The sequence below is a fragment of the Mesorhizobium sp. P3_B5 genome (assembly GCF_056402815.1).
Genome location: NZ_JBFUGR010000015.1, coordinates 61,765 through 82,777 on the forward strand (window position 1 = coordinate 61,765; position 21,013 = coordinate 82,777).

At 61.8% G+C, this 21,013-nt stretch carries 23 protein-coding genes and 1 other RNA gene; 18 read left to right on the plus strand and 6 right to left on the minus strand.

Going from position 1 to position 21,013, the window contains the following annotated elements:
• Positions 1 to 119: 119 nt before the first annotated feature.
• The 11 genes from AC1DVW_RS26085 to AC1DVW_RS26135 all read left to right on the plus strand — a co-directional run bounded on the left by AC1DVW_RS26085 (position 120) and on the right by AC1DVW_RS26135 (position 11,876).
• The gene (locus AC1DVW_RS26085; protein ID WP_477246032.1) at positions 120 to 506 is read left to right on the plus strand and encodes an ectoine synthase; all 387 of its coding nucleotides are present in this window, start codon (positions 120 to 122) and stop codon (positions 504 to 506) included.
• A gap of 433 nt (positions 507 to 939) precedes the next feature.
• Positions 940 to 1,842, plus strand: a complete 903-nt coding sequence (locus AC1DVW_RS26090) for a branched-chain amino acid ABC transporter permease (protein ID WP_477246033.1) — start codon at positions 940 to 942, stop codon at positions 1,840 to 1,842.
• 4 nt (positions 1,843 to 1,846) lie between these two features.
• Positions 1,847 to 3,238 (plus strand): high-affinity branched-chain amino acid ABC transporter permease LivM, encoded by a 1,392-nt coding sequence (gene livM / locus AC1DVW_RS26095; protein WP_477246035.1) that lies wholly within the window; start codon positions 1,847 to 1,849, stop codon positions 3,236 to 3,238.
• The gene (locus AC1DVW_RS26100) at positions 3,238 to 4,353 is read left to right on the plus strand and encodes an ABC transporter ATP-binding protein (protein WP_477326954.1); all 1,116 of its coding nucleotides are present in this window, start codon (positions 3,238 to 3,240) and stop codon (positions 4,351 to 4,353) included. Before livM ends, AC1DVW_RS26100 begins: the two co-directional genes overlap by 1 nt.
• Complete coding sequence (locus AC1DVW_RS26105; protein ID WP_477246039.1) at positions 4,353 to 5,081, plus strand: ABC transporter ATP-binding protein; 729 nt, start codon at positions 4,353 to 4,355, stop codon at positions 5,079 to 5,081. Before AC1DVW_RS26100 ends, AC1DVW_RS26105 begins: the two co-directional genes overlap by 1 nt.
• Positions 5,082 to 5,191: 110 nt before the next feature.
• Positions 5,192 to 5,539, plus strand: a complete 348-nt coding sequence (locus tag AC1DVW_RS26110) for a DUF6867 family protein (protein ID WP_477246041.1) — start codon at positions 5,192 to 5,194, stop codon at positions 5,537 to 5,539.
• Positions 5,540 to 5,676: 137 nt separating this feature from the next.
• Positions 5,677 to 6,795, plus strand: a complete 1,119-nt coding sequence (locus AC1DVW_RS26115) for a branched-chain amino acid ABC transporter substrate-binding protein (protein ID WP_477246042.1) — start codon at positions 5,677 to 5,679, stop codon at positions 6,793 to 6,795.
• Positions 6,796 to 7,085: 290 nt separating this feature from the next.
• Positions 7,086 to 10,544, plus strand: a complete 3,459-nt coding sequence (gene pyc, locus AC1DVW_RS26120) for a pyruvate carboxylase (RefSeq protein WP_477326956.1) — start codon at positions 7,086 to 7,088, stop codon at positions 10,542 to 10,544.
• Between the two features lie 149 nt (positions 10,545 to 10,693).
• Entirely contained in the window at positions 10,694 to 10,954 is a 261-nt protein-coding gene (locus AC1DVW_RS26125) for a DUF2312 domain-containing protein (RefSeq protein ID WP_477246046.1), read from the plus strand.
• Between the two features lie 170 nt (positions 10,955 to 11,124).
• Positions 11,125 to 11,571: a hypothetical protein gene (locus AC1DVW_RS26130; protein WP_477270606.1), complete on the plus strand. Its 447-nt coding sequence runs from the start codon at positions 11,125 to 11,127 to the stop codon at positions 11,569 to 11,571.
• Positions 11,568 to 11,876 carry a hypothetical protein gene (locus tag AC1DVW_RS26135; protein ID WP_477326958.1) on the plus strand — a complete coding sequence of 103 codons (309 nt, stop codon included), beginning with the start codon at positions 11,568 to 11,570 and terminating at the stop codon, positions 11,874 to 11,876. The genes AC1DVW_RS26130 and AC1DVW_RS26135 overlap by 4 nt, the downstream gene beginning before the upstream one ends.
• 70 nt (positions 11,877 to 11,946) lie before the next feature.
• Here the strand turns inward: AC1DVW_RS26135 and msrB are convergent, their stop codons facing one another.
• The 4 genes from msrB to AC1DVW_RS26155 form a co-directional block, all read right to left on the minus strand.
• Entirely contained in the window at positions 11,947 to 12,351 is a 405-nt protein-coding gene (gene msrB / locus AC1DVW_RS26140; protein ID WP_477270610.1) for a peptide-methionine (R)-S-oxide reductase MsrB, read from the minus strand.
• Between the two features lie 222 nt (positions 12,352 to 12,573).
• Positions 12,574 to 13,764: a vWA domain-containing protein gene (locus AC1DVW_RS26145; RefSeq protein WP_477326960.1), complete on the minus strand. Its 1,191-nt coding sequence runs from the start codon at positions 13,762 to 13,764 to the stop codon at positions 12,574 to 12,576.
• 8 nt (positions 13,765 to 13,772) lie between these two features.
• Positions 13,773 to 14,219, minus strand: coding sequence for an N-acetyltransferase family protein (locus AC1DVW_RS26150; RefSeq protein WP_477326962.1), 447 nt, complete (start codon positions 14,217 to 14,219; stop codon positions 13,773 to 13,775).
• Between the two features lie 90 nt (positions 14,220 to 14,309).
• Positions 14,310 to 15,149, minus strand: a complete 840-nt coding sequence (locus tag AC1DVW_RS26155; RefSeq protein WP_477326964.1) for an AAA family ATPase — start codon at positions 15,147 to 15,149, stop codon at positions 14,310 to 14,312.
• Positions 15,150 to 15,282: 133 nt separating this feature from the next.
• Between AC1DVW_RS26155 and AC1DVW_RS26160 the strand changes: the two genes are divergently transcribed.
• The 7 genes from AC1DVW_RS26160 (at position 15,283) to AC1DVW_RS26190 (ending at position 19,595) form a co-directional block, all read left to right on the plus strand.
• A complete protein-coding gene (locus tag AC1DVW_RS26160) occupies positions 15,283 to 15,708 on the plus strand; it encodes a DUF4345 domain-containing protein (protein ID WP_477246059.1) in 426 nt (141 codons plus the stop codon).
• A gap of 25 nt (positions 15,709 to 15,733) precedes the next feature.
• Positions 15,734 to 15,889, plus strand: a non-coding RNA gene (ssrS, locus tag AC1DVW_RS26165) — 6S RNA.
• 99 nt (positions 15,890 to 15,988) lie between these two features.
• Positions 15,989 to 16,576, plus strand: a complete 588-nt coding sequence (locus AC1DVW_RS26170) for a 5-formyltetrahydrofolate cyclo-ligase (RefSeq protein WP_477326966.1) — start codon at positions 15,989 to 15,991, stop codon at positions 16,574 to 16,576.
• Between the two features lie 61 nt (positions 16,577 to 16,637).
• A complete protein-coding gene (locus tag AC1DVW_RS26175) occupies positions 16,638 to 17,462 on the plus strand; it encodes a TIGR00282 family metallophosphoesterase (RefSeq protein ID WP_477326968.1) in 825 nt (274 codons plus the stop codon).
• Positions 17,463 to 17,542: 80 nt separating this feature from the next.
• Positions 17,543 to 18,307, plus strand: a complete 765-nt coding sequence (locus AC1DVW_RS26180; RefSeq protein WP_477326970.1) for a TerC family protein — start codon at positions 17,543 to 17,545, stop codon at positions 18,305 to 18,307.
• Between the two features lie 219 nt (positions 18,308 to 18,526).
• Positions 18,527 to 19,276 carry a YebC/PmpR family DNA-binding transcriptional regulator gene (locus AC1DVW_RS26185; protein ID WP_477246064.1) on the plus strand — a complete coding sequence of 250 codons (750 nt, stop codon included), beginning with the start codon at positions 18,527 to 18,529 and terminating at the stop codon, positions 19,274 to 19,276.
• A gap of 13 nt (positions 19,277 to 19,289) precedes the next feature.
• Entirely contained in the window at positions 19,290 to 19,595 is a 306-nt protein-coding gene (locus tag AC1DVW_RS26190; protein WP_477270628.1) for an Rdx family protein, read from the plus strand.
• Between the two features lie 34 nt (positions 19,596 to 19,629).
• Here the strand turns inward: AC1DVW_RS26190 and AC1DVW_RS26195 are convergent, their stop codons facing one another.
• Together AC1DVW_RS26195 and AC1DVW_RS26200 are read right to left on the minus strand one after the other, a co-directional pair.
• On the minus strand, positions 19,630 to 20,106 hold the full coding sequence (locus AC1DVW_RS26195) for an anthrone oxygenase family protein (protein ID WP_477326972.1): 477 nt from the start codon (positions 20,104 to 20,106) through the stop codon (positions 19,630 to 19,632).
• 1 nt (position 20,107) lies between these two features.
• Positions 20,108 to 20,941, minus strand: a complete 834-nt coding sequence (locus AC1DVW_RS26200) for an NAD(P)H-binding protein (RefSeq protein WP_477326974.1) — start codon at positions 20,939 to 20,941, stop codon at positions 20,108 to 20,110.
• Positions 20,942 to 21,013 lie beyond the last annotated feature (72 nt).

Sequence of the window (21,013 nt, forward strand, 5' to 3'; positions counted from 1 at the left end):
CTGCGGCATTCCTGCAGGCGGATCCCGGGATCATCGCAAAAACTTGAGATAAAGCAGCGCTATCCCTTAGTCCGTTTTGCGTGTCATGGCCTGTGGCCGTAGCTTTCGAAAGAACGATCATGTTTACAAGACAACTCACTGATGTAGAAAAATCTGACTTCTTCGTCGATTGGGGCAATGGCACCAGCCATCGCCTGCTGACCCAGCAGGACGGCATGGGGTTCACCGTCTGCCATACCGTCGTGCGCGCCGGCAGCGAATCACGGCTCCATTACATCAGGCATTTCGAGGCCTGCTACTGCATCGCCGGCGCGGGTGAGGTCGAGGACATGTCCGGCACTGTCCATCGCATCGAGCCGGGCACGATCTATGTGCTCGACGAACATGACGAGCATTTCCTGCGCGCGGATGCGGCCAATGACATGGTCCTGGTCAGCGTGTTCAACCCGCCATTGAAGGGCACCGAGCGGCACGTTCTCGGCCAGGACGGCGGTTCGGCCTACTGAACCCGGGCGGAGCGATCATTGCTCGATTGGATGGCCGGGTTGAAAGCCATCTCAATCGCCGGCCATGATCCGTTTTAGCGCAGGTTTGTCGCCAGCTAACAGAATCCGGAGCCGCGGGGCGCGAAAGGCGCGAAAACCGGATCGCCTTGAATGACGCAACGATCCTGCTCATCACCTAATTTTGACGGTGGTTTCTTCGAAACGAGGTGCATGATGCGGCCGAATCGTCAAAGACATTGCGTTATGCCAATGATAGGGTCCGCGATAGTCCAGGGGTCGGATAAGAAAAAACGGGCAATCTGATGGCGTGTCGGGAAAACACGCATGACCATCGAAAAATCACGTTGCAATCCGGGCTCGAAACTTTACGACTAGGGGAAATACGAAAAGGAATGCGTCTGCATGGGCGACATTCCAGGGGAGCCACAACAGCATGCAGTACTTCATCCAGCAGCTTATCAACGGGCTGACGCTGGGATCGATCTATGGGCTGATCGCAATCGGCTATACGATGGTCTACGGCATCATCGGCATGATCAATTTCGCCCATGGCGACATCTTCATGGTCGGCGCCTTCACCGCCCTCATCGTCTTCCTCATCCTCGGCGCCCTGTTCACTTCGGTGCCGATTGTGCTCGCGCTGCTGATCATGATGATCGTGGCGATGCTGCTTACCAGCCTCTACAACTGGACGATCGAAAAGGTGGCCTACCGGCCGCTGCGCGGTTCGTTCCGGCTGGCGCCGCTGATCACCGCGATCGGCATGTCGATCGCGCTGTCCAATTTCGTCCAGGTGACGCAAGGGCCGCGTAACAAGCCGGTCCCGCCGATGGTGTCCAAGGTCTTCACGATCGAGGGCGTCAGCGTGTCGCTGAAACAGATCATCATTGTCGTGGTCACCGCGATCCTGCTGGCGCTGTTCTGGTATCTCGTCAACAAGACCTCGCTTGGCCGAGCGCAGCGCGCCTGCGAGCAGGACCGCAAGATGGCGGCGCTGCTCGGCATCGATGTCGACCGTACCATTTCGATCACCTTCATCATGGGCGCCGCCCTTGCCGCCGTCGCCGGCACGCTGTTCCTGATGTATTACGGCGTGGTGGTATTTTCCGATGGATTCACGCCCGGTGTTAAGGCGTTTACCGCGGCGGTGCTCGGCGGCATCGGCTCGCTGCCCGGCGCCGTGCTCGGCGGGCTGCTGATTGGCTTCATCGAGAGCATGTGGTCGGCCTATTTCTCCATCGACTACAAGGACGTCGCCGCCTTCTCCATCCTGGCGATCGTGCTGATCTTCCTGCCGTCCGGCATTCTTGGCCGGCCAGAAGTCGAAAAGGTCTGAAATCATGGCGGTTACCGTTTCTCCGGAAAGCGACGTCGTCGCCAGCCCCGTCCAGCGCGCCTTTCGCGAGGCGCTTTATGCCGGCGCCATCGCGCTTGGCCTGTTCGTGTTGTTCATCGGCCTGAAGACCGACCAGAATATCTCCAACGAGCTGATCCTGGTGCAGCGCTGGGGTCTGCTGGCCATAGTGGTGCTCCTCACCGCCGCTGGACGTTTCCTCTATGTCGGGTTCGCACAACCCGCCCTTGAGCGCGCCAAGGCGCAAAAGGCCCAAGCTCCAGCAGTCGCGGCGCAACCCGGCTTCGTGCGCCGCAACTTCAACAAGATCGGCATAACCGTACTGTTCCTGTATCCGATCGTGATCGTTCTGCTGGTCGGCTTCCAGGGCTCGCTGAAGTGGGTCGACAATTTCGGCATCCAGATTCTGATCTATGTGATGCTGGCCTGGGGGCTGAACATCGTCATCGGTCTGGCCGGCCTGCTCGACCTCGGCTACGTCGCCTTCTATGCCGTCGGCGCCTATGCCTATGCGCTGCTCGGCACGCATTTCGGCCTGTCGTTCTGGATCCTGCTGCCGGCCGCAGGCCTGATGGCAGCGTTCTGGGGCGTGATGCTCGGTTTTCCGGTGCTGCGCCTGCGAGGGGACTATCTGGCGATCGTGACGCTGGCCTTCGGCGAGATCATCCGGCTGGTGATCATCAACTGGCGCGAGGTGACCAACGGCTCCGCCGGCATTTCCGGCATTCCGAAGGTCTCGTTCTTCGGCCTGATGTCGTTCAACGTCTCGGACCCGAACTACATCGCCAAAGTGCTGGGCATTGCCCAGTCGGGCGCCTATTACAAGATCTTCCTCTATTATCTCATCCTGCTGCTCTGTCTGCTCACCGCGTTCGTCACCATCAGGCTGCGCCGCCTGCCGGTCGGCCGCGCCTGGGAAGCGCTGCGCGAGGACGAGATCGCCTGCCGTTCGCTCGGCATCAACACCACCACCACCAAGCTCACCGCTTTCGCCACCGGCGCCATGTTCGGCGGCTTTGCCGGCTCGTTCTTCGCCGCACGGCAAGGCTTCGTCAGCCCGGAATCCTTCGTGTTCCTGGAATCGGCGATCATCCTGGCCATCGTCGTGCTCGGTGGCATGGGCTCGCTGGGCGGCATCGCGGTGGCGGCGCTGGTGATGATCGGCGGTACGGAAATCCTGCGCGAGCTGGACTTCCTCAAGGCCATATTCGGTCCTGACTTCACACCGGAGCTCTACCGCATGCTTTTGTTCGGCATGGCCATGGTCATCGTCATGTTGTGGAAGCCGCGCGGTTTCGTCGGCAGCCGTGAACCGACAGCCTTCCTCAAGGAGAGAAGAGCGGTCTCGGGGTCCTTCACCAAAGAGGGACACGGCTGATGAGCATGAACTCGATTCAGAAGACCGATCCGTCCATGAAAGACGCCATCCTCCAGGTCGACCATCTGTCGATGAAATTCGGTGGTCTGGTCGCCATCGGCGATCTGTCTTTCCAGGCCAGGCGCGGCGAGATCACCGCACTGATCGGACCGAACGGCGCCGGCAAGACCACCGTGTTCAACTGCATCACCGGTTTCTACAAGCCGTCGGAAGGCATGATCACGCTCAACCTCAGCGGCGGCTCGAGTTTCCTGCTCGAACGGCTGCCGAACCATGAGATCCCGGCGCGCGCCAAGGTGGCGCGCACCTTCCAGAACATCCGTCTGTTCTCGGGCATGACGCTGCTGGAAAATCTTCTCGTCGCCCAGCACAACAAGCTGATGAAGGCGTCGGGTTATACCATGCTGGGCCTGTTAGGCTTCCCGAGCTACCGCAAGGCGTCGGCCGAATCGATCGACCTCGCCAAGCATTGGCTGGAGAAGGCCAATCTCGTCGACCGTGCCGACGATCCGGCCGGTGACCTGCCCTATGGTGCGCAGCGGCGCCTGGAGATCGCGCGCGCCATGTGCACCGGTCCCGAGCTTTTGTGCCTCGACGAACCGGCGGCGGGCCTCAATCCGAAGGAATCGGCGGCACTCAACGATCTGTTGATGGACATCAGGAACAGCACCTCGATCCTCTTGATCGAACACGACATGTCGGTGGTCATGCAGATTTCCGACCATGTCGTGGTGCTGGAATACGGACGCAAGATCTCCGACGGCAGTCCGCAATCGGTGCGGACCGATCCGCGCGTCATCGCCGCCTATCTCGGTGTCGATGACGAAGAGGTCGAGACGGTGCTGACCGAGGTCGGTGACGAAGCCGTCATCGAGCAGTTGGACACCGGTCCCGACAAGGCGCACGGGTCCGACATGTCGTCGTCGATGATGGCCGGCCCGGTGACCGACACGATCGGCCACAGTGAGGGCGAACGCGTCACCGTGTCGAAAGGCGCCTCCAAGGCAGAGCAGGTCGATGCAAAGGCCAACTTGCCAAGAAAGTCGTCCGAGCGAGCCACGGCCAAGCCGACCGGGAAGTCCTCGACAACCAAGCCGCGCGGAGGACGCAAATAATGGCCGCCAATACGCTGCTCGATATCAAGGGCGTCCAGACCTTTTACGGCAATATCCGGGCGCTGAACGGTGTCGATGTCGCCGTCAACGAGGGTGAGATCGTCGCGCTGATCGGCGCCAACGGCGCCGGCAAATCGACGCTGATGATGACCATCTTTGGCGCGCCCCGCGCCCGCGCCGGCACCATCACCTTCGCCGGCACCGATATCACCCAGATGCCGACCCACGAGATTGCGCGCATGCGCATCGCGCAATCGCCGGAAGGGCGCCGCATCTTCCCGCGCATGACGGTGATGGAAAACCTGCAGATGGGCGCCAGCCTCGACAACCTCAAGCATTATGACGAGGACGTCGAGAAGGTGTTCACGCTGTTCCCGCGCCTCAAGGAGCGCATCGCCCAGCGCGGCGGCACGCTGTCGGGCGGCGAGCAGCAGATGCTGTCGATCGGGCGCGCGCTCATGGCGCGGCCGAAGCTGCTTTTGCTCGACGAACCGTCGCTGGGCCTGGCGCCGCTGATCGTCAAGCAGATATTCGACGCCATCCGCGAACTGAACCGCACGCAAGGGTTGACCGTGTTCCTGGTCGAGCAGAACGCCTTTGGCGCGCTGAAGCTCGCCACCCGCGGCTATGTCATGGTCAACGGCAACGTGACGATGAGCGGCACCGGCAAGGAACTGCTCGCCAATCCGGAAGTGCGCGCCGCCTATCTCGAAGGCGGCCACCACTGAGTTTGGAGCGGAATGTGCATCCGATATTCCGCTCCAAGTTGTTTGTTTGTCGCATGATCTTTGTCCGAAAAGTCTGCAACTTTTCGGGACCATGCTAGGGAGTCATCATCATGCAGGGCATTCTCTACGAGGAACCCTCGATCTGGCAGTTCTTCTTCGTCACCTGCCTGCTTGGCGGCTGGGCGGCATGGATGACCGGCAAGGCCAGTGCCCAAACATGGCGCAGCTTCATCCAGCTGTTCGCCTACATGCTCGGCCTCGGCATCGGCATCAGGTTCATCCATCATGCGCTGTTCGGCGGCACGATGTTTTCGCTGCATTACTACATCGTCGACACCATCGTGCTGCTGATATTGGGCTTCATTGGCTATCAATACACGCGCACCAACCAGATGGTGACGCAGTATAATTGGCTCTACGAACGAGCGTCGCTTTTGAGCTGGAAACCGAAGGGCTGACGTTCATCATTAACGCCGTTCCGGGGATGAATCGGCGTGACAAGTGCCTGAAAATCGGCAAAGTAAACTTTCTGCGAGCAAGAGTGGGCATCGCATGAAAGCATCATCCACGCCCACTCGGTAAATGGGAGCGTTATATGAAAAAGTCACTTTTGTCCGCCGTCGCCCTGACCGCGCTTGTCGCGTTCAGCGGTAACGCGTGGGCTGACATTCTGATCGGCGTCGCCGGTCCGATCACCGGCCCGAACGCAGCGTTCGGTGCCCAGTTGCAGAAGGGCGCCGAGCAGGCGGCCGCCGACATCAACGCGGCTGGTGGCATCAACGGCCAGCAGGTCAAGCTCGAAGTCGGCGACGACGTGTCGGATCCGAAGCAGGGCATCTCGGTTGCCAACAAGTTCGTCGCTGACGGCGTCAAATATGTTGTCGGCCACTTCAACTCGGGCGTCACCATCCCGGCGTCGGAAGTCTATGCCGAGAACGGCATTCTCGTCATCACGCCTTCGGCGACCAACCCGCAGCTGACCGAGCGCGGCCTGTGGAACACGTTCCGCACCTGCGGACGCGACGATCAGCAGGGCAAGGTTGCCGGCGACTATCTCGCCGCGCACTTCAAGGATGGCAAGATCGCGGTCATCCATGACAAGACGCCTTATGGCCAGGGCCTCGCCGACGAAACCAAGAAGGCGCTCAATGGCAACGGCCTGACCGAAGTCTTGTATGAAGGCATCAATGTCGGCGACAAGGACTTCTCGGCCCTCATCGCCAAGATGAAGGACGCCGGTGTCAACGTCGTCTACTACGGCGGCCTGCATACCGAGTTCGGCCTTATCGAGCGCCAGGCGGCTGACCAGGGCCTCAAGGTCCAGTTCATGTCGGGCGACGGCATCGTGTCGAACGAACTGGCTTCGATCGCCGGCGACGCCGTCGATGGCACGCTGATGACGTTCGCTCCCGATCCGCGCAAGAACCCGAACGCCAAGGAACTCGTCGAGAAGTTCCGCGCAGCCGGTTTCGAGCCTGAGGCCTATACGCTCTACTCCTACGCCGCCCTGCAGATCGTCGCCGCCGCCGCCGCCAAGGTCGGCTCGTCGGACGATGCGCAGAAGGTTGCCGCAGAGATCAAGGCGAGTGGCCCCTGGAAGACCGCTATCGGCGACATCGGCTATGACGCCAAGGGCGACATCACCCGCCCCGACTACGTCATCTATAACTGGAAGAAGGGTGACGACGGCAAGTACACCTACTTCGAGCAATAAGCCGACAAACGTCTGAAATCGGAAAATGCCCGGCGCGCTGCGCCGGGCATTTTTCATGTCGGGTGCGACCCCCTGCAAAACCCGAAATCGATCCTCGATGCGGCGGGCGAAGGGCATCCGCCCGGATGACAGATCGGCGGTCGCTGGCGCGTCCAGGCAAATGCATGCCGCTTTCGCGCGAAGAATCGATTTAAATCGGTTTAATCGCCTCCTGATTTTGTTTGCACTGCAGCATTTTCGCGTTAATCATTGCCTTTAGCCCCCATCCTCTCGTGTCTGGAGCCCAGTCCTTGGCAATCACGAAGATCCTTGTCGCCAACCGGTCCGAAATCGCCATCCGCGTCTTTCGCGCGGCCAACGAACTCGGCCTCAAAACCGTGGCGATCTGGGCAGAGGAAGACAAATATTCGCTGCACCGCTTCAAGGCCGACGAAAGCTACCAGGTCGGACGCGGACCGCATCTGGCCCGCGACATGGGGCCGATCGAAAGCTATCTGTCGATCGAGGAGGTGATCCGCGTCGCCAGGCTTTCGGGCGCCGATGCGATCCATCCAGGCTACGGCCTGTTGTCCGAAAGCCCCGAATTCGCCGACGCCTGCGCCGAGGCCGGTATCACCTTCATCGGGCCGAAGCCGGACACGATGCGAAGGCTCGGCAACAAGGTTGCGGCGCGCAATCTCGCCATCGAGGTCGGCGTGCCTGTGATCCCCGCCACCGATCCGTTGCCGGATGACATGGAGGCGGTCAAGAAACTGGCCAAGGAGATCGGCTACCCGGTGATGCTGAAGGCATCGTGGGGCGGCGGCGGCCGCGGCATGCGTGCGATTCGCGCCGAAGCCGACCTTGCCCGCGAGGTCACGGAAGGCAAGCGCGAAGCGAAAGCCGCCTTCGGCAAGGACGAGGTCTATCTCGAGAAGCTGATCGAGCGCGCCCGCCATGTCGAGGTGCAGGTGCTGGGCGACCGCCAAGGCAACGCCGTCCACCTGTTCGAGCGCGACTGCTCGATCCAACGCCGCAACCAGAAGGTGGTCGAACGGGCGCCGGCACCCTATCTCGAAATGTCGCAACGCGAGGAGCTGTGCGGCTACGCGCTGGAGATCGCCCGCGAGACGGCCTATATCGGCGCCGGCACGGTGGAGTTCCTGCAGGATGCCGACACCGGCAAATTCTACTTCATCGAGGTCAACCCGCGCATCCAGGTCGAGCACACCGTCACCGAACAGGTGACCGGCATCGACATCGTCAAGGCGCAGATCCACATCCTGGACGGTTTTGCTATCGGCACGCCGGAATCGGGCGTGCCGGCGCAGAAGGACATCAGGCTGAACGGCCATGCCCTGCAGTGCCGCATCACCACGGAAGACCCCGAGCATAATTTCATCCCGGACTATGGCCGCATCACTGCCTATCGCGGCGCCACCGGCTTCGGCATCCGCCTCGATGGCGGCACCGCCTATTCGGGCGCGGTCATCACCCGCTTCTACGATCCGCTGCTGGAAAAGGTGACGGCATGGGCGCCGACACCAGCGGAGACCATCGCCCGCATGAACCGCGCGCTACGCGAGTTCCGCATTCGCGGCGTGGCGACCAATCTCACCTTCCTCGAGGCGATCATCAATCACCCGAGTTTTGCCGACAATTCCTACACGACCAAGTTCATCGACACGACGCCGGAGCTGTTCCAGCAGGTCAAGCGGCAGGACCGCGCCACCAAGCTGCTCAACTATCTGGCCGATGTCTCGGTCAACGGCCACCCTGAGACACGCGGCCGGCCCAAGCCGAAGGCCGATGCGGCGGCCCCTGTGGTGCCCTATCTCAACGGCAATGTGCCTGGCGGCAGCAAGCAGAAGCTCGACGCGCTCGGACCGGAGAAATTCGCCGGCTGGGTGCGCGCGCAAAAAGAGGTGCTGGTCACCGACACGACGATGCGCGACGGGCATCAGTCGCTGCTGGCAACGCGCATGCGCACGCATGACATCGCCGGCATTGCCGGCACCTATGCGCGGGCCTTGCCGCAGCTTTTGTCACTCGAATGCTGGGGCGGCGCCACTTTTGACGTCGCCATGCGGTTCCTCACCGAAGACCCGTGGGAGCGCCTGTCGCTGGTGCGCGAAGCCGCGCCCAACCTTTTGCTGCAGATGCTTTTGCGCGGCGCCAATGGCGTCGGCTACACCAACTATCCCGACAATGTCGTGCAGCATTTCGTCAAGCAGGCAGCTGCCGGCGGCATCGACCTGTTTCGCGTCTTCGACTGCCTGAACTGGGTCGAAAACATGCGTGTCGCCATGGATGCGGTCGGCGCCGAGGGCAAGCTGATCGAAGCGGCGATCTGCTACACCGGCGACATTCTCGACCCGGCAAGGGCCAAATACGATCTCAAATATTATGTCGGGCTGGCCAAGGAATTGCAGGCCGCTGGCGCTCACATCATCGCCGTCAAGGACATGGCCGGACTGTTGAAGCCGGCTGCGGCTCGGGTGCTGTTCAAGGCGCTGCGCGAAGCGAGCGACCTGCCGATCCATTTCCACACCCACGACACCTCGGGCCTGTCGGCGGCGACGGTGCTGGCGGCGGTGGAGAGCGGCGTCGACGCCATCGACGCGGCGATGGACTCGTTGTCGGGCAACACCTCGCAACCATGCCTGGGCTCAATCGTCGAGGCGCTGAAAGGCACCGAGCGCGATCCCGGCCTCGATCCGCTATGGATCAGAAAAATCTCGTTCTACTGGGAAGCGGTGCGCAATCAGTACGCAGCCTTTGAGAGCGACCTCAAGGGGCCGGCCTCGGAAGTCTATCTGCACGAAATGCCGGGCGGGCAGTTCACCAACCTGAAGGAACAGGCGCGCTCGCTCGGGCTGGAGACGCGCTGGCACGAGGTGGCGCAAACCTACCACGACGTCAACCTGATGTTCGGCGACATCGTCAAGGTGACGCCGTCGTCCAAGGTCGTCGGCGACATGGCGCTGATGATGGTCAGCCAGGACCTGACCGTCGCCGATGTCGAGAACCCGAACAAGGACATCGCCTTCCCGGACTCGGTGGTGTCGATGCTGCGCGGCGATCTCGGCCAGTCGCCCGGCGGCTGGCCGGAGGCGCTGCAGAAGAAGGTGTTGAAGGGCGACAAGCCGATCACGGTCAGGCCGGGCTCACTGCTGAAAGCCGCCGATCTCAAAGCGAGCCGCAAGGAGATCGAGGAGAAGCTCGAGCGCAAGCTCTCGGAGTTCGAATTCGCCTCGTGGCTGATGTATCCAAAAGTGTTTTCCGACTTTGCGGGCGCGCAGGAGACCTACGGGCCGGTCAGCGTGCTGCCGACGCCGACCTATTTCTACGGCATGAAGTCGGAAGACGAGATTTTTGTCGACATCGAGAAGGGCAAGACGCTGGTGGTGCGCTGCCTGGCCATCGGCGACGTCGACGAGAAGGGCATGGTGACCGTGTTCTTCGAGCTCAACGGCCAGCCGCGCCGCATCAAGGTGCCGGACCGCGCGCATGGCGCTTCCGCGGCCAAGGCGCGGCGCAAGGCCGAGCCTGGCAATGAAGCGCATGTCGGCGCGCCGATGCCGGGCGTGGTCTCCGCACTTGCGGTTGCCGCCGGTCAGGCGGTCAAGGCCGGTGACGTGCTGCTGTCGATCGAAGCCATGAAGATGGAGACGGCACTGCATGCCGAGCGCGACGGCACGATCGCCGAGGTGCTGGTCAAGGCCGGCGACCAGATCGATGCGAAGGATCTGTTGATCGCGTTCAATTGACGCGCCGATCGATCGCTCTGGGGACGGCTGGCAGCAGCCGTTCACGAAGCGCCGATAATGTCTTGACCCGCCGCGCCCGCTCGGGCATCGAACCCGCTCCATTTCGCCGCGCCAGAATCGCGGCGCTTAAAAAGAAGCGGAGAAGAAAAATGGCCGACGACATCACCGATACCAGCCAGACTGTTGCCGCCGGCCAGTTGCGCGCCTTCATCGAGCGCATCGAGCGGCTCGAGGAAGAGAAGAAGACAATTTCCGACGACATCAAGGAAGTGTTCGCCGAGGCCAAGGGCACCGGCTTCGACACCAAGGCGATGCGGTCGATCATCCGGCTGCGCAAGAAGGACCAGGCCGAGCGGCAGGAAGAGGAAACCATCCTCGATCTCTACAAGGCCGCGCTCGGCATGGTGTAAGAGACTGTCTGGAAATTCTACTCCGGCGGCCATCTGACGGCGTTTTCTGCGCTTCCGTTGCTCACGGAACAAATGTCCGCTGCGCTACGGTTCTCGAAACCACCGCCATATGACTCGCCAGAGCGAATTTCGAAAACAGTCTCGGGCCGAGCATGATGCTGGAGCGGGCCATGAGCGAATTCGACTTCGGCGCCCGCCGCGCCTCTGAATTTCGCCAACGCAGCTTCTGGACGCTGTTCGCGGAACGGCATCCGGAAGAACGGCCTCTAATGGCGCGGCGCGGGCCATGGTTCTGGCAGCGCGGGTTGCCCGATTTCGCCCTGGTGCTTTCCATGTATGTCGCTCCGGCGCAGAACCATGTCGGCGTCTTCTTCGGCCGCAACGAGAAGTTCGGCGCTACAGAATCCTGGTCGCGACTGAAGCCGTTCCAGGCGGCGATCGAAGACAGGCTGAAGCTCAGGCCGGAACAGAGTTGCGAGGGCCTCGGCATCAATTCGATGTGGCGGGTCAACTGCTTTGCTGAGGACAATTGGCCGGCGATGGCCGACTGGCTGGTGACGGAATGCTCACGCATCGAGCGGGTCGTCACCGACGTGCTGGGACAGAGCAAGATATGATATCCGCCGTCGGATCGTTCTTCCGCTCGCGCTGGCAAGGCCTGGTGCCGCTCGACCGGCTGTTCTGGCGCGACCTGGCCTTTATCGGCACCGCGATCAACATCGCCTCGACGGTGGCGGCACTCATCCTGCTCGGGCTGAAGCTGCCGCTGGCACTGGTTCTGGCGGTGCATTTTTCGCCCGTGCCCTACAACATCTTCCTGACCCTTGCCGTCTGGCGAACCGCTGAGAAGGCCGCTGGCGCCAAGGCTTCGGCGATGATGCTCGGTTCCGCGCTATGGCTGATCCTGACGGCCGTCGTCTGAGGCAGCACTGGCCGGATACGAAAAAGGGCGGCCGGAGCCGCCCTTCGCTAGGCGATAAAAGAGCTTCGGCTTACGCGGCCGGCTCGAATTTCAACGCGACGCCGTTGATGCAATAGCGCAGGCCGGTCGGCGGCGGGCCGTCGTCGAAGACGTGGCCGAGATGGCTGCCGCAGCGGGCGCAGTGGCATTCGGTGCGGACCATGCCGTAGCTGCGGTCGACCGTGTTCTCGACCGAACCCGGGACCGGATCGTTGAAGCTCGGCCAGCCGGTGCCGCTCTCGAACTTCAGCTTGGATTCGAACAAGGGCTGGTCGCAGCCGACACAGGAAAAGGTGCCGGCGCGCTTTTCGTAGAGCAGGGCGCAGCTTCCCGGCCGCTCGGTGCCATGGTCGCGCATCACCGCATATTGCTCAGGCGTCAGCCGGGCGCGCCATTCGGCGTCGGTGCGGGTGACGGGATAGGTGTGGGTGTCCATTTGATCTCCTCAGCCTTGCCGGCTCGTTGTTGATTGCAACCTCATGTTCGCACCAACATAGGCATTTGTTACGCGTCTGCCCAGATTCAGGTGAGGCCGGCCTGCAAATGGCCGATACCTGCGCTTCCGGTGCTCACGTACGAAAAGTACGCTCCGCTCCGGTTCTCGCACGAGGTAATTTTCGACTCGGCCTGACCTGAATCTTGGCGGCCCAGCCGCAAGTCAATGTTTCCGTGAAAGCTGTTTGGTCGCGCCTTCGAGCCCGGCCAGCGTCAGCGGAAACATGCGGCCGCCGAAGATGTCGCGGATCATCGCGATCGAATGGGTAAAGCCCCAATTCTTCTGGTTTTCCGGATTGAGCCATACCGCGTTTGGCCATTGCTGCAGCAGGCGGCCGAGCCAGACCACGCCGGCCTCCGGGTTCCAGTGCTCGACTGAGCCGCCGGGATGCGCGATCTCATAGGGGCTCATCGAGGCATCGCCGACGACGATCACCTTATAGTCCGGGCCGTATTTGTGGAGCAGGTCGAAGGTGGGGATGGTCTCCGCGCGGCGGCGGCGATTGTCCTTCCACACGCCCTCGTAGAGGCAATTGTGGAAGTAAAAATATTCGAGCTGGCGGAACTCGGCGCGGGCGGCCGAAAACAATTCCTCGACGGTTTTGATGTGATCGTCCATCGAGCCGCCGACATCGAAGAACATCAACAGCTTCACCGCATTGCGCCGCTCGGGCCGCGTCTGCACGTCGAGATAGCCGTGCTCGGCGGTGGCATGGATGGTGCCGGGCAGGTCGAATTCTTCCTCAGCGCCTTCGCGCACCCAGCGGCGTAAGCGCTTCAGCGCGATCTTGATGTTGCGGGTGCCGAGCTCGACGGCATCGTCGAAGTTTTTGAACTCGCGCTTGTCCCAGACTTTGACCGCGCGGCGGTTGCGGCTTTCATGCTGGCCGATGCGCACCCCTTCGGGGTTGTAGCCATAGGCGCCAAAGGGCGAGGTGCCGCCGGTGCCGATCCATTTCGAGCCGCCCTGGTGGCGGCCTTTTTGTTCCTCGAGCCGCTGCTTCAAAGTCTCCATCAGCTTTTCGAAACCGCCCAGCGCCTCGACCAGTTTTTTCTCCTCGTCGGTCAGGTGCTTTTCGGCAAGGCGGCGCAACCATTCCTCGGGGATATTGGCGACGTCCACCGCATCCGTCCCGCCAAGCGCCTCGACACCCTTGAAGACATGCGCAAAGACCTGGTCGAAACGGTCGATATGGCGCTCGTCCTTCACCAAAGCGGCGCGGGCCAGGTAGTAAAAACCCTCGACGTCATAGTCGACCAGTCCCGCTTCCAGCCCTTCCAGCAGCGACAGATATTCCCGGAGCGAAACGGGAACCCGCGCGGCCTTCAGTTCGAGGAAGAAGGGGATGAACATGGTCTTACCTACAGCAGATCATATTCGATGAAGCCGGTCCGCCGTGCCACGTGGTCGTAGAGCTTGCGCGCGGTGGCGTTGGTCTCGTGGGTCATCCAGTAGACGTTTTTCACTCCGATCTTGGCCGCTTCCTGCTTCACCGCTTCGATGAGGGCCGCGCCGATGCCCTTGCCGCGTACGTCGGGGTCAGCGAACAGGTCCTGCAGATAGCAGTTGTTCTTCTCCGACCAGCCGGAGCGGTGGTAGAGATAGTGGGTGAGACCCACGGCCTTGCCGTCGAGCGTGGCGATGAAGCCCTTCGGTTCGAACTCACCTTCCGTGAACAGTCGCTTCCAGGTGATGGCGTAGACCTCTTGCGGCAGCACCGTCTCATAGAAGGTAAGGTATGCGGTCCACAGCCGCTGCCAGTCGGCGTGGTCGGACTGTGCCAATGGGCGGACGGTGATGTCGGTCATTTTGTTTCCTCCAATGCTTTGACCCGAAGCTGCGCCGACGATCGCTTGTCGGCAACGGTCCACAGCCCGGGAAGCGCTATTGCTGCCGGCCTAACCCTGCCGTCTCGCCATAAAGGCCAGCCGCTCGAACAGGTGCACGTCCTGCTCGTTCTTCAGCAGCGCTCCATGCAGTTTGGGCAGCGCATTCTTGGGATCGGCGCGCAGATCCTCCGGCGCGATGTCGTCTGCGACGAGCAGCCGGATCCAGTCGAGCGCTTCGGAGGTCGAGGGTTTTTTCTTCAGGCCGGGCACGTCGCGGATTTCGTAGAACTGGGTCAGCGCGGCGCGCACCAGGTTCTGCTTGATGCCGGGATAGTGGACGTCGACGATCTTGTGCAGCGTCTCGACGTCGGGAAAGCGGATGTAGTGGAAGAAGCAGCGGCGCAGAAAAGCGTCCGGAAGTTCCTTCTCATTGTTGGAGGTGATGATGACGATCGGCCTGACCACGGCACGGATCGTCTCGCCGGTCTCGTAGACGAAGAACTCCATCCGATCGAGTTCCTGCAGCAGGTCGTTTGGGAACTCGATGTCGGCCTTGTCGATCTCGTCGATCAGAAGCACGACTTTCTTGCCGGCGGCGAACGCTTCCCAAAGCTTGCCGCGCTTGATGTAGTTCCTGATGTCGTTGAACCTGTTGTCGCCGAGCTGGCTGTCGCGCAGCCGCGACACCGCGTCATATTCATAGAGGCCCTGCTGCGCCCTTGTGGTCGACTTGACGTGCCATTCGATCAGGTCGAGGCCGAGTGCGGATGCCACTTGTCTGGCCAGTTCGGTCTTGCCGGTGCCGGGCTCGCCCTTGACCAGCAAGGGCCGCTCCAGCGCGATCGCCGCGTTGACCGCAACCATCAGGTCTTTGTCGGCGACATAGGCCGCCGTGCCTTCGAAACGCATTTTTGCTCCTTGGTTCTCTTCAGCTGAACCGTAAGGACGCGGCCCTGCCTGTGCAAGGCTGCGGCGAAGCTGCCGTGAAACCTCGCGCCGCCAACTTCGTTCCTTTGTCATCCTTGGACCGAGGGCGACAGAGTTGAAAGAAAAGACATTCGGCAAGGCAGCGCTGCAAGTGGCTGTGGCGGTGCTGGCGGCGACACCGGTGCTGGTCGGCCTAGAAGGCATGATGTCGGGGCCGCAGTTCCTGCATGTCGCAGCACCGTGGCCGGTCGATCTCGACAGCCATTTCCGTTTCCTCTCCGGTTTCTTCCTCGCCGTCGGCATCGCCTGGTACAGCTGCATCCCCGGCATCGAGACCAAGACCGAACGGTTTCGCCTGCTTGCCGCCTGCACCTTCAGTGGCGGGTTGGCGCGGCTTTTCTCGCTGCTGGTGGCCGGTGCGCCGTCGGCGGGCCACATCGCCGGGCTCTGCGTCGAACTGCTGGCCATGCCGGCGCTGGTCTGGTGGCAGGGGCGGGTCGCGAATAATGCGGCCGAGAATGTCTTGGCATCTGGTCTATAGGCGGCAACAGGCCTATATCAGGGTCGACGGTCTGCGCTTCCCGGCAGGAGAACATTTTCCCCGGGGCCTTAATGATCCCTAGGGAGCTGTCCCTGGGAAGACCCGTGGGTTTTCTCATACGGCGCCCACCTACTTTGTAGGTTCCCGGGATCGCTCTCTCCACCGGTTGTGTGGATCGTCACTCAAACGCTTTGGATCCACTGACATTCCGGTGGATCATGCGGTAGAAAACGTCGCTCCTGACACTCCGCCCAAATCCGACCTTTTCTACCTTGGCTCCATGACCTCTCCGAAAGACCTGAAAAAGCATCTCCGCAAGGAAGCACTCGGCCGCCGCGATGCGCTCGATGAGTTCTGGCGGGTGGAGGCGGCTCTCGAAATGGCCGAGACGGCGCGCGATCATCTCGCTGTCGAACCGGGACAGATCGTCTCCGGCTTCTGGCCGATGCGCTCGGAAGTCGACGTGCGGCCGCTGATGTTTGCCTTGCGCGAGCAAGGAGCAAGGCTTTGCCTGCCGGCCATTCTCGACAAGACCACCATCGTCTTTCGCGAATTGGTGCGCGGCGCGCCGATGGTCGAGATGGGATTTGGCACGGTCGGGCCACATGAAGAGGCCGAAGTGCTCGATCCCGCGGTGATGCTGGTGCCGCTCGCCGCCTTTGATGCGCGCGGCCACCGCATCGGCTATGGCGCAGGCTACTATGATCGCGCCATCGCCAAGCTGGTGGCCAAAGGGCATCCGCCGCGACTGATCGGCATCGCCTTCGATTGCCAGGAAGTGGCGCTGGTGCCGGACGAGCCGCATGACGTGGTCATCCCGGAAATACTCACCGAGAGCGGGTTGCGCCGGTTCTCGCCAAAATTGTAGATAGATTATCTTTCAGACGCATGATCCTTTCCAAGGGGGCATGCAGCTTTTCAGGACCTAGATGAGACTTCTCTTTCTTGGCGATATGGTCGGCAAATCGGGGCGCACGGCAGTGTGGGAACAGCTGCCCGGCCTGATCTCGGATTTCAAACTCGATTTCGTCATCGTCAATGGCGAGAACGCCGCCGGCGGTTTCGGCATCACCGAAGACATATTTCGCGACACGATCGCGGCCGGCGCCGATGTCGTGACCACGGGCAACCATGTCTGGGACCAGCGCGACGCGCTGGTTTTCGCACCGCGCGAGGAGCGCTTCCTGCGCCCGTCAAATTTCCCCAAGGGCACGCCGGGGCGCGGCTCCGGCGTCTACATCGCCAAAAATGGCGCGCGCGTGCTGGTCGCCAACATCATGGGCCGGGTGTTCATGCATCCAGAGCTCGACGATCCGTTCCAGGCCGGCGAGCGCGAACTCGCCGCCTGCCCGCTCGGTGAACAGGCGGATGCGGTGGTCATCGATTTCCATGCCGAAGCGACCTCGGAAAAAATGTGTTTTGCGCATTTCGTCGATGGTCGTGCCAGCCTCGTCGTAGGCACCCACACGCACCAGCCGACCGCCGATCACCAGATCCTCAATGGCGGCACCGGCTATCTGTCCGACGCAGGCATGTGCGGCGATTACGATTCCTCGCTCGGCATGGACAAGGAAGAGCCGCTCAACCGGTTCCTGTCGAAAGTGCCGAAGGGCCGTTTCGAGGCAGCGACCGGACCGGCGACATTGTGCGGCGTTGGCGTCGACATTTCCGACCGCACCGGCCTTGCCGAGAAGATCGCGCCGTTTCGCCGCGGGCCACGGCTGGAGGAAACCGCGCCGTCCTTCTGGTCGTGACATTGATATGGGTGCGCACAGTACCTAACTGCCGGCCAACCGCGAAACTGCTCTAGATCGTTAAAGAGGGGACGACCTCCATGCAGCTCATCGAATTCCTGACGCCGCATCTTGCCTTCGTCAACGATCCGACCGCCTGGATCGCGCTGCTGACGCTGGTGGTGCTGGAGATCGTGCTCGGCATCGACAATCTGATCTTCATCTCGATCCTCACCAACAAATTGCCGGAAGCGCAGCGGGCACGCGCCCGGCGGCTCGGCATTTCGGCGGCGCTGGTCATGCGGCTGGTGCTGCTGGCCACCATCTCGATCATCGTCCAGCTGACGACGCCGGTTTTCACCGCCTTAGGTCATGGCTTTTCCTGGCGCGACCTGATCCTGATCGCCGGCGGCCTGTTCCTGGTCTGGAAGGCGACCAAGGAAATTCACCATACGGTCGATCTCGACGATCATCAGGATTCAATGATGGGCGAGACGCTGCAGCTTTCGCTGGCCGGCGCCATCTTCCAGATCCTGCTGCTCGACCTCGTCTTCTCGATCGATTCGATCATCACCGCGGTCGGCATGACCGACGAGATCGCCATCATGTATATCGCGGTGATCGTGGCGGTCAGCGTGATGATGCTGGCGGCCGCGCCGCTGGCCAATTTCATCGCCAAGAACCCGACCATCGTCATGCTGGCGCTGGGCTTCCTGTTGATGATCGGCATGACGCTGATCGCCGACGGTATGGGCTATCATGTGCCCAAGGGCTACATCTACGCCGCCATGGGTTTTTCGGCGCTGGTCGAAGGTCTCAACATGCTGGCGCGCAAACGCAAGAAGTCCAAGTCCGGCGGCCATTAACCTCGGAAAAGGCCGCGATCGCGAACGCTCGCGCCGCTTACACGGCGCGGCTGGACGAATTGAGCCGATTTATCTATAAGCCGGCCATTCCGACAGAGAGCGACGTTGCGTCCATCCGGACGCATCAGGGCGTTCTAGATTTTGAATTTGAGCATTGCGGAAGACGAGGTGAAATCACCTCGCTCGGGATGCTCTAGCCGAGAAGACGACAGGGGTGCCATGGCTGGCCATTCACAGTTCAAGAACATCATGCACCGCAAGGGCCGCCAGGATGCGGTGCGGTCGAAAATGTTTTCCAAGCTGGCGCGCGAAATTACCGTCGCCGCCAAGAGCGGCACGCCCGATCCATCGATGAACCCGCGCCTGCGCCTTGCGGTGCAAAACGCCAAGGCGGTGTCGATGCCGAAGGACAACATCCAGCGCGCCATCAACAAGGCGTCGATGGGCGATGCCGAAAACTACGAATCCGTGCGCTACGAAGGCTATGGCCCGGGCGGCGTCGCGGTGATCGTCGAGGCGCTGACCGACAACCGCAACCGCTCGGCCTCGAATGTGCGCGCCGCCTTCACCAAGGCTGGCGGCGCGATGGGCGAAACCGGCTCGGTGTCGTTCATGTGGGACCGCGCCGGCGAGATCTATTATCCAGCCTCGGCCGGCAACGCCGAGAAGGTCATGGACGCGGCGATCGAAGCGGGTGCCGACGACGTGCAGTCGGACGAGGAAGGCCACACCATTTATTGCGCCTTTGAAAGCCTGGGCGAGGTGTCGAAGGCGCTGGAAGGCGCGCTCGGCGAGGCCGAGTCGGTCAAGCCGATCTGGAAGCCGCAGACCAACATCGCGGTCGACGAGGAACGGGCACAGTCACTGATGAAGCTGGTCGCCACGCTTGAGGATGACGACGACGTGCAGAGCGTCTACGCCAATTTCGAGGTCGACGACGAGACCATGGCCAAGCTCAGCGCGGCATGATCGAAACTCGAACATGAGCGATCTCCCAGCCATCCGCATCACCTATTGCACGCAGTGCCAGTGGCTGTTGCGGGCCGGCTGGATGGCGCAGGAGCTGCTCTCCACCTTCGGCACGGATCTCGGCGAAGTGACGCTGGTGCCCGGCACCGGCGGCATCTTCACCATTTCCTGCAACGACACGCTGGTCTGGGACCGCAAGCGCGACGGCGGCTTTCCGGACGCGGCAAAACTCAAGCAGCTGGTGCGCGACGTCATCGATCCGGATCGGGATCTAGGCCATTCCGACCGCAAGGGTCACACGCAAAAGGACCCCGCCTGAGGCGAGGTCCTTTTGCGTTTGCGACGTGCCATTTTCACACCAATGCGAAGATGAAGCAGGCCATCGCCACGATGGCGGTGATGGTGCGGACGTGGTTCCACATTACCCATTGGCTCAGATGGTTCGCCCAAACGGCGGCGCCGTTGGCGCTGGTCGGGTCGACGGCGGCGAGCGCATCATTGAGCGGCACGTTGAAGATCATGGTCACGATCGGGTTGCCGATCAGGTAGATCACCGCCCCGGCAAGCAACCAGTACGAGCCGGACTGGCTCCAACCCATGATGGCGGCGGCGATAAGCACCACACAGAGCAGGCCGGTGCCGAAAAGCGCCGTCATGAAGGTCGGGGTGATCACCGTGATGTTGATCGAATTCATCGCGGCGATGCCCGCTGGGACGGGCAGCCGGGCAAGCGCCGCCATGATGAAATTGGAAAAGGCGAAAAACACGCCGCCGACGACGCCCGAGCCGATTGCGGCAATGATGGTGAGGGTGGGAAGAAGCTTGATCATCTCAGTTGCTCCAGATGCCGGTTGCGGCGGTTTCGGTTGCGTAGGTGGAGAAGTCTTTCGGCCCACGGCCAAGCACGCGCTGGACGCCGTCCGTGAGCGCCTCGTTGCGGCCGTCGAGCACTTCGGTGAACAGCTCGTTGAGCAGCCAGGCAAACTCAGGCGGCATGTCGTGCGCGGCCACCGAAGCCGTGAACTCGGCGTGCGAAATCCTGACAAAGCGGATGTCGCGTCCGGTGGCCCTGGCGATCTCGCCGACCGCGTCGGCGAAGCTCAGGAGTCGCGGCCCGGTCAACTCATAGAGCTGGCCGACATGGCCTGGCTCGGTCAGCGCGACGAAGGCGGCTTCGGCGATGTCGTCGGCATCGACGAAGGGTTCGCCGACACCGCCGACCGGCAACGCCACCTCGCCGTCGAGCAAGGAGTAGATGAGGAAGCCTTCGCTGAAGTTCTGGGCAAACCAGGCGCAGCGCAGGATCGTCCAGTCGGCGCCCGAGGCTTTCACCATCTCTTCGGCACGTTGCGCTTCCGTTTCGCCGCGACCCGACAGCAGCACCAGCCGGGTGACGCCGCTGGCCACGGCAAGCCTGGCGAAGGCACCGATCGCTTCGGCGGCGCCCGGTACGGCGAGGTCGGGATAGTAGCTGATGTAGACGGCACTGACGCCCTCAAGTGCAGGAGCCCAGCTTGCGGGAACTTCCCAGTCGAAACGCGGCGTGGCGGAGCGCGAACCAATCCGCACCGGCAGGCCGCACGCCGTCAGCCGCTCGGCCAGACGGCGGCCGGTCTTTCCGGTGCCGCCAAGGATCAAGGTCGGTTTTTCTGTCGTGTTGTTCATCTCGATTTCCTCTCGCCTTGAAATATGAGCAATCGTCACATTTGCAAAACGTGATAAACCCTCGTATTTTGC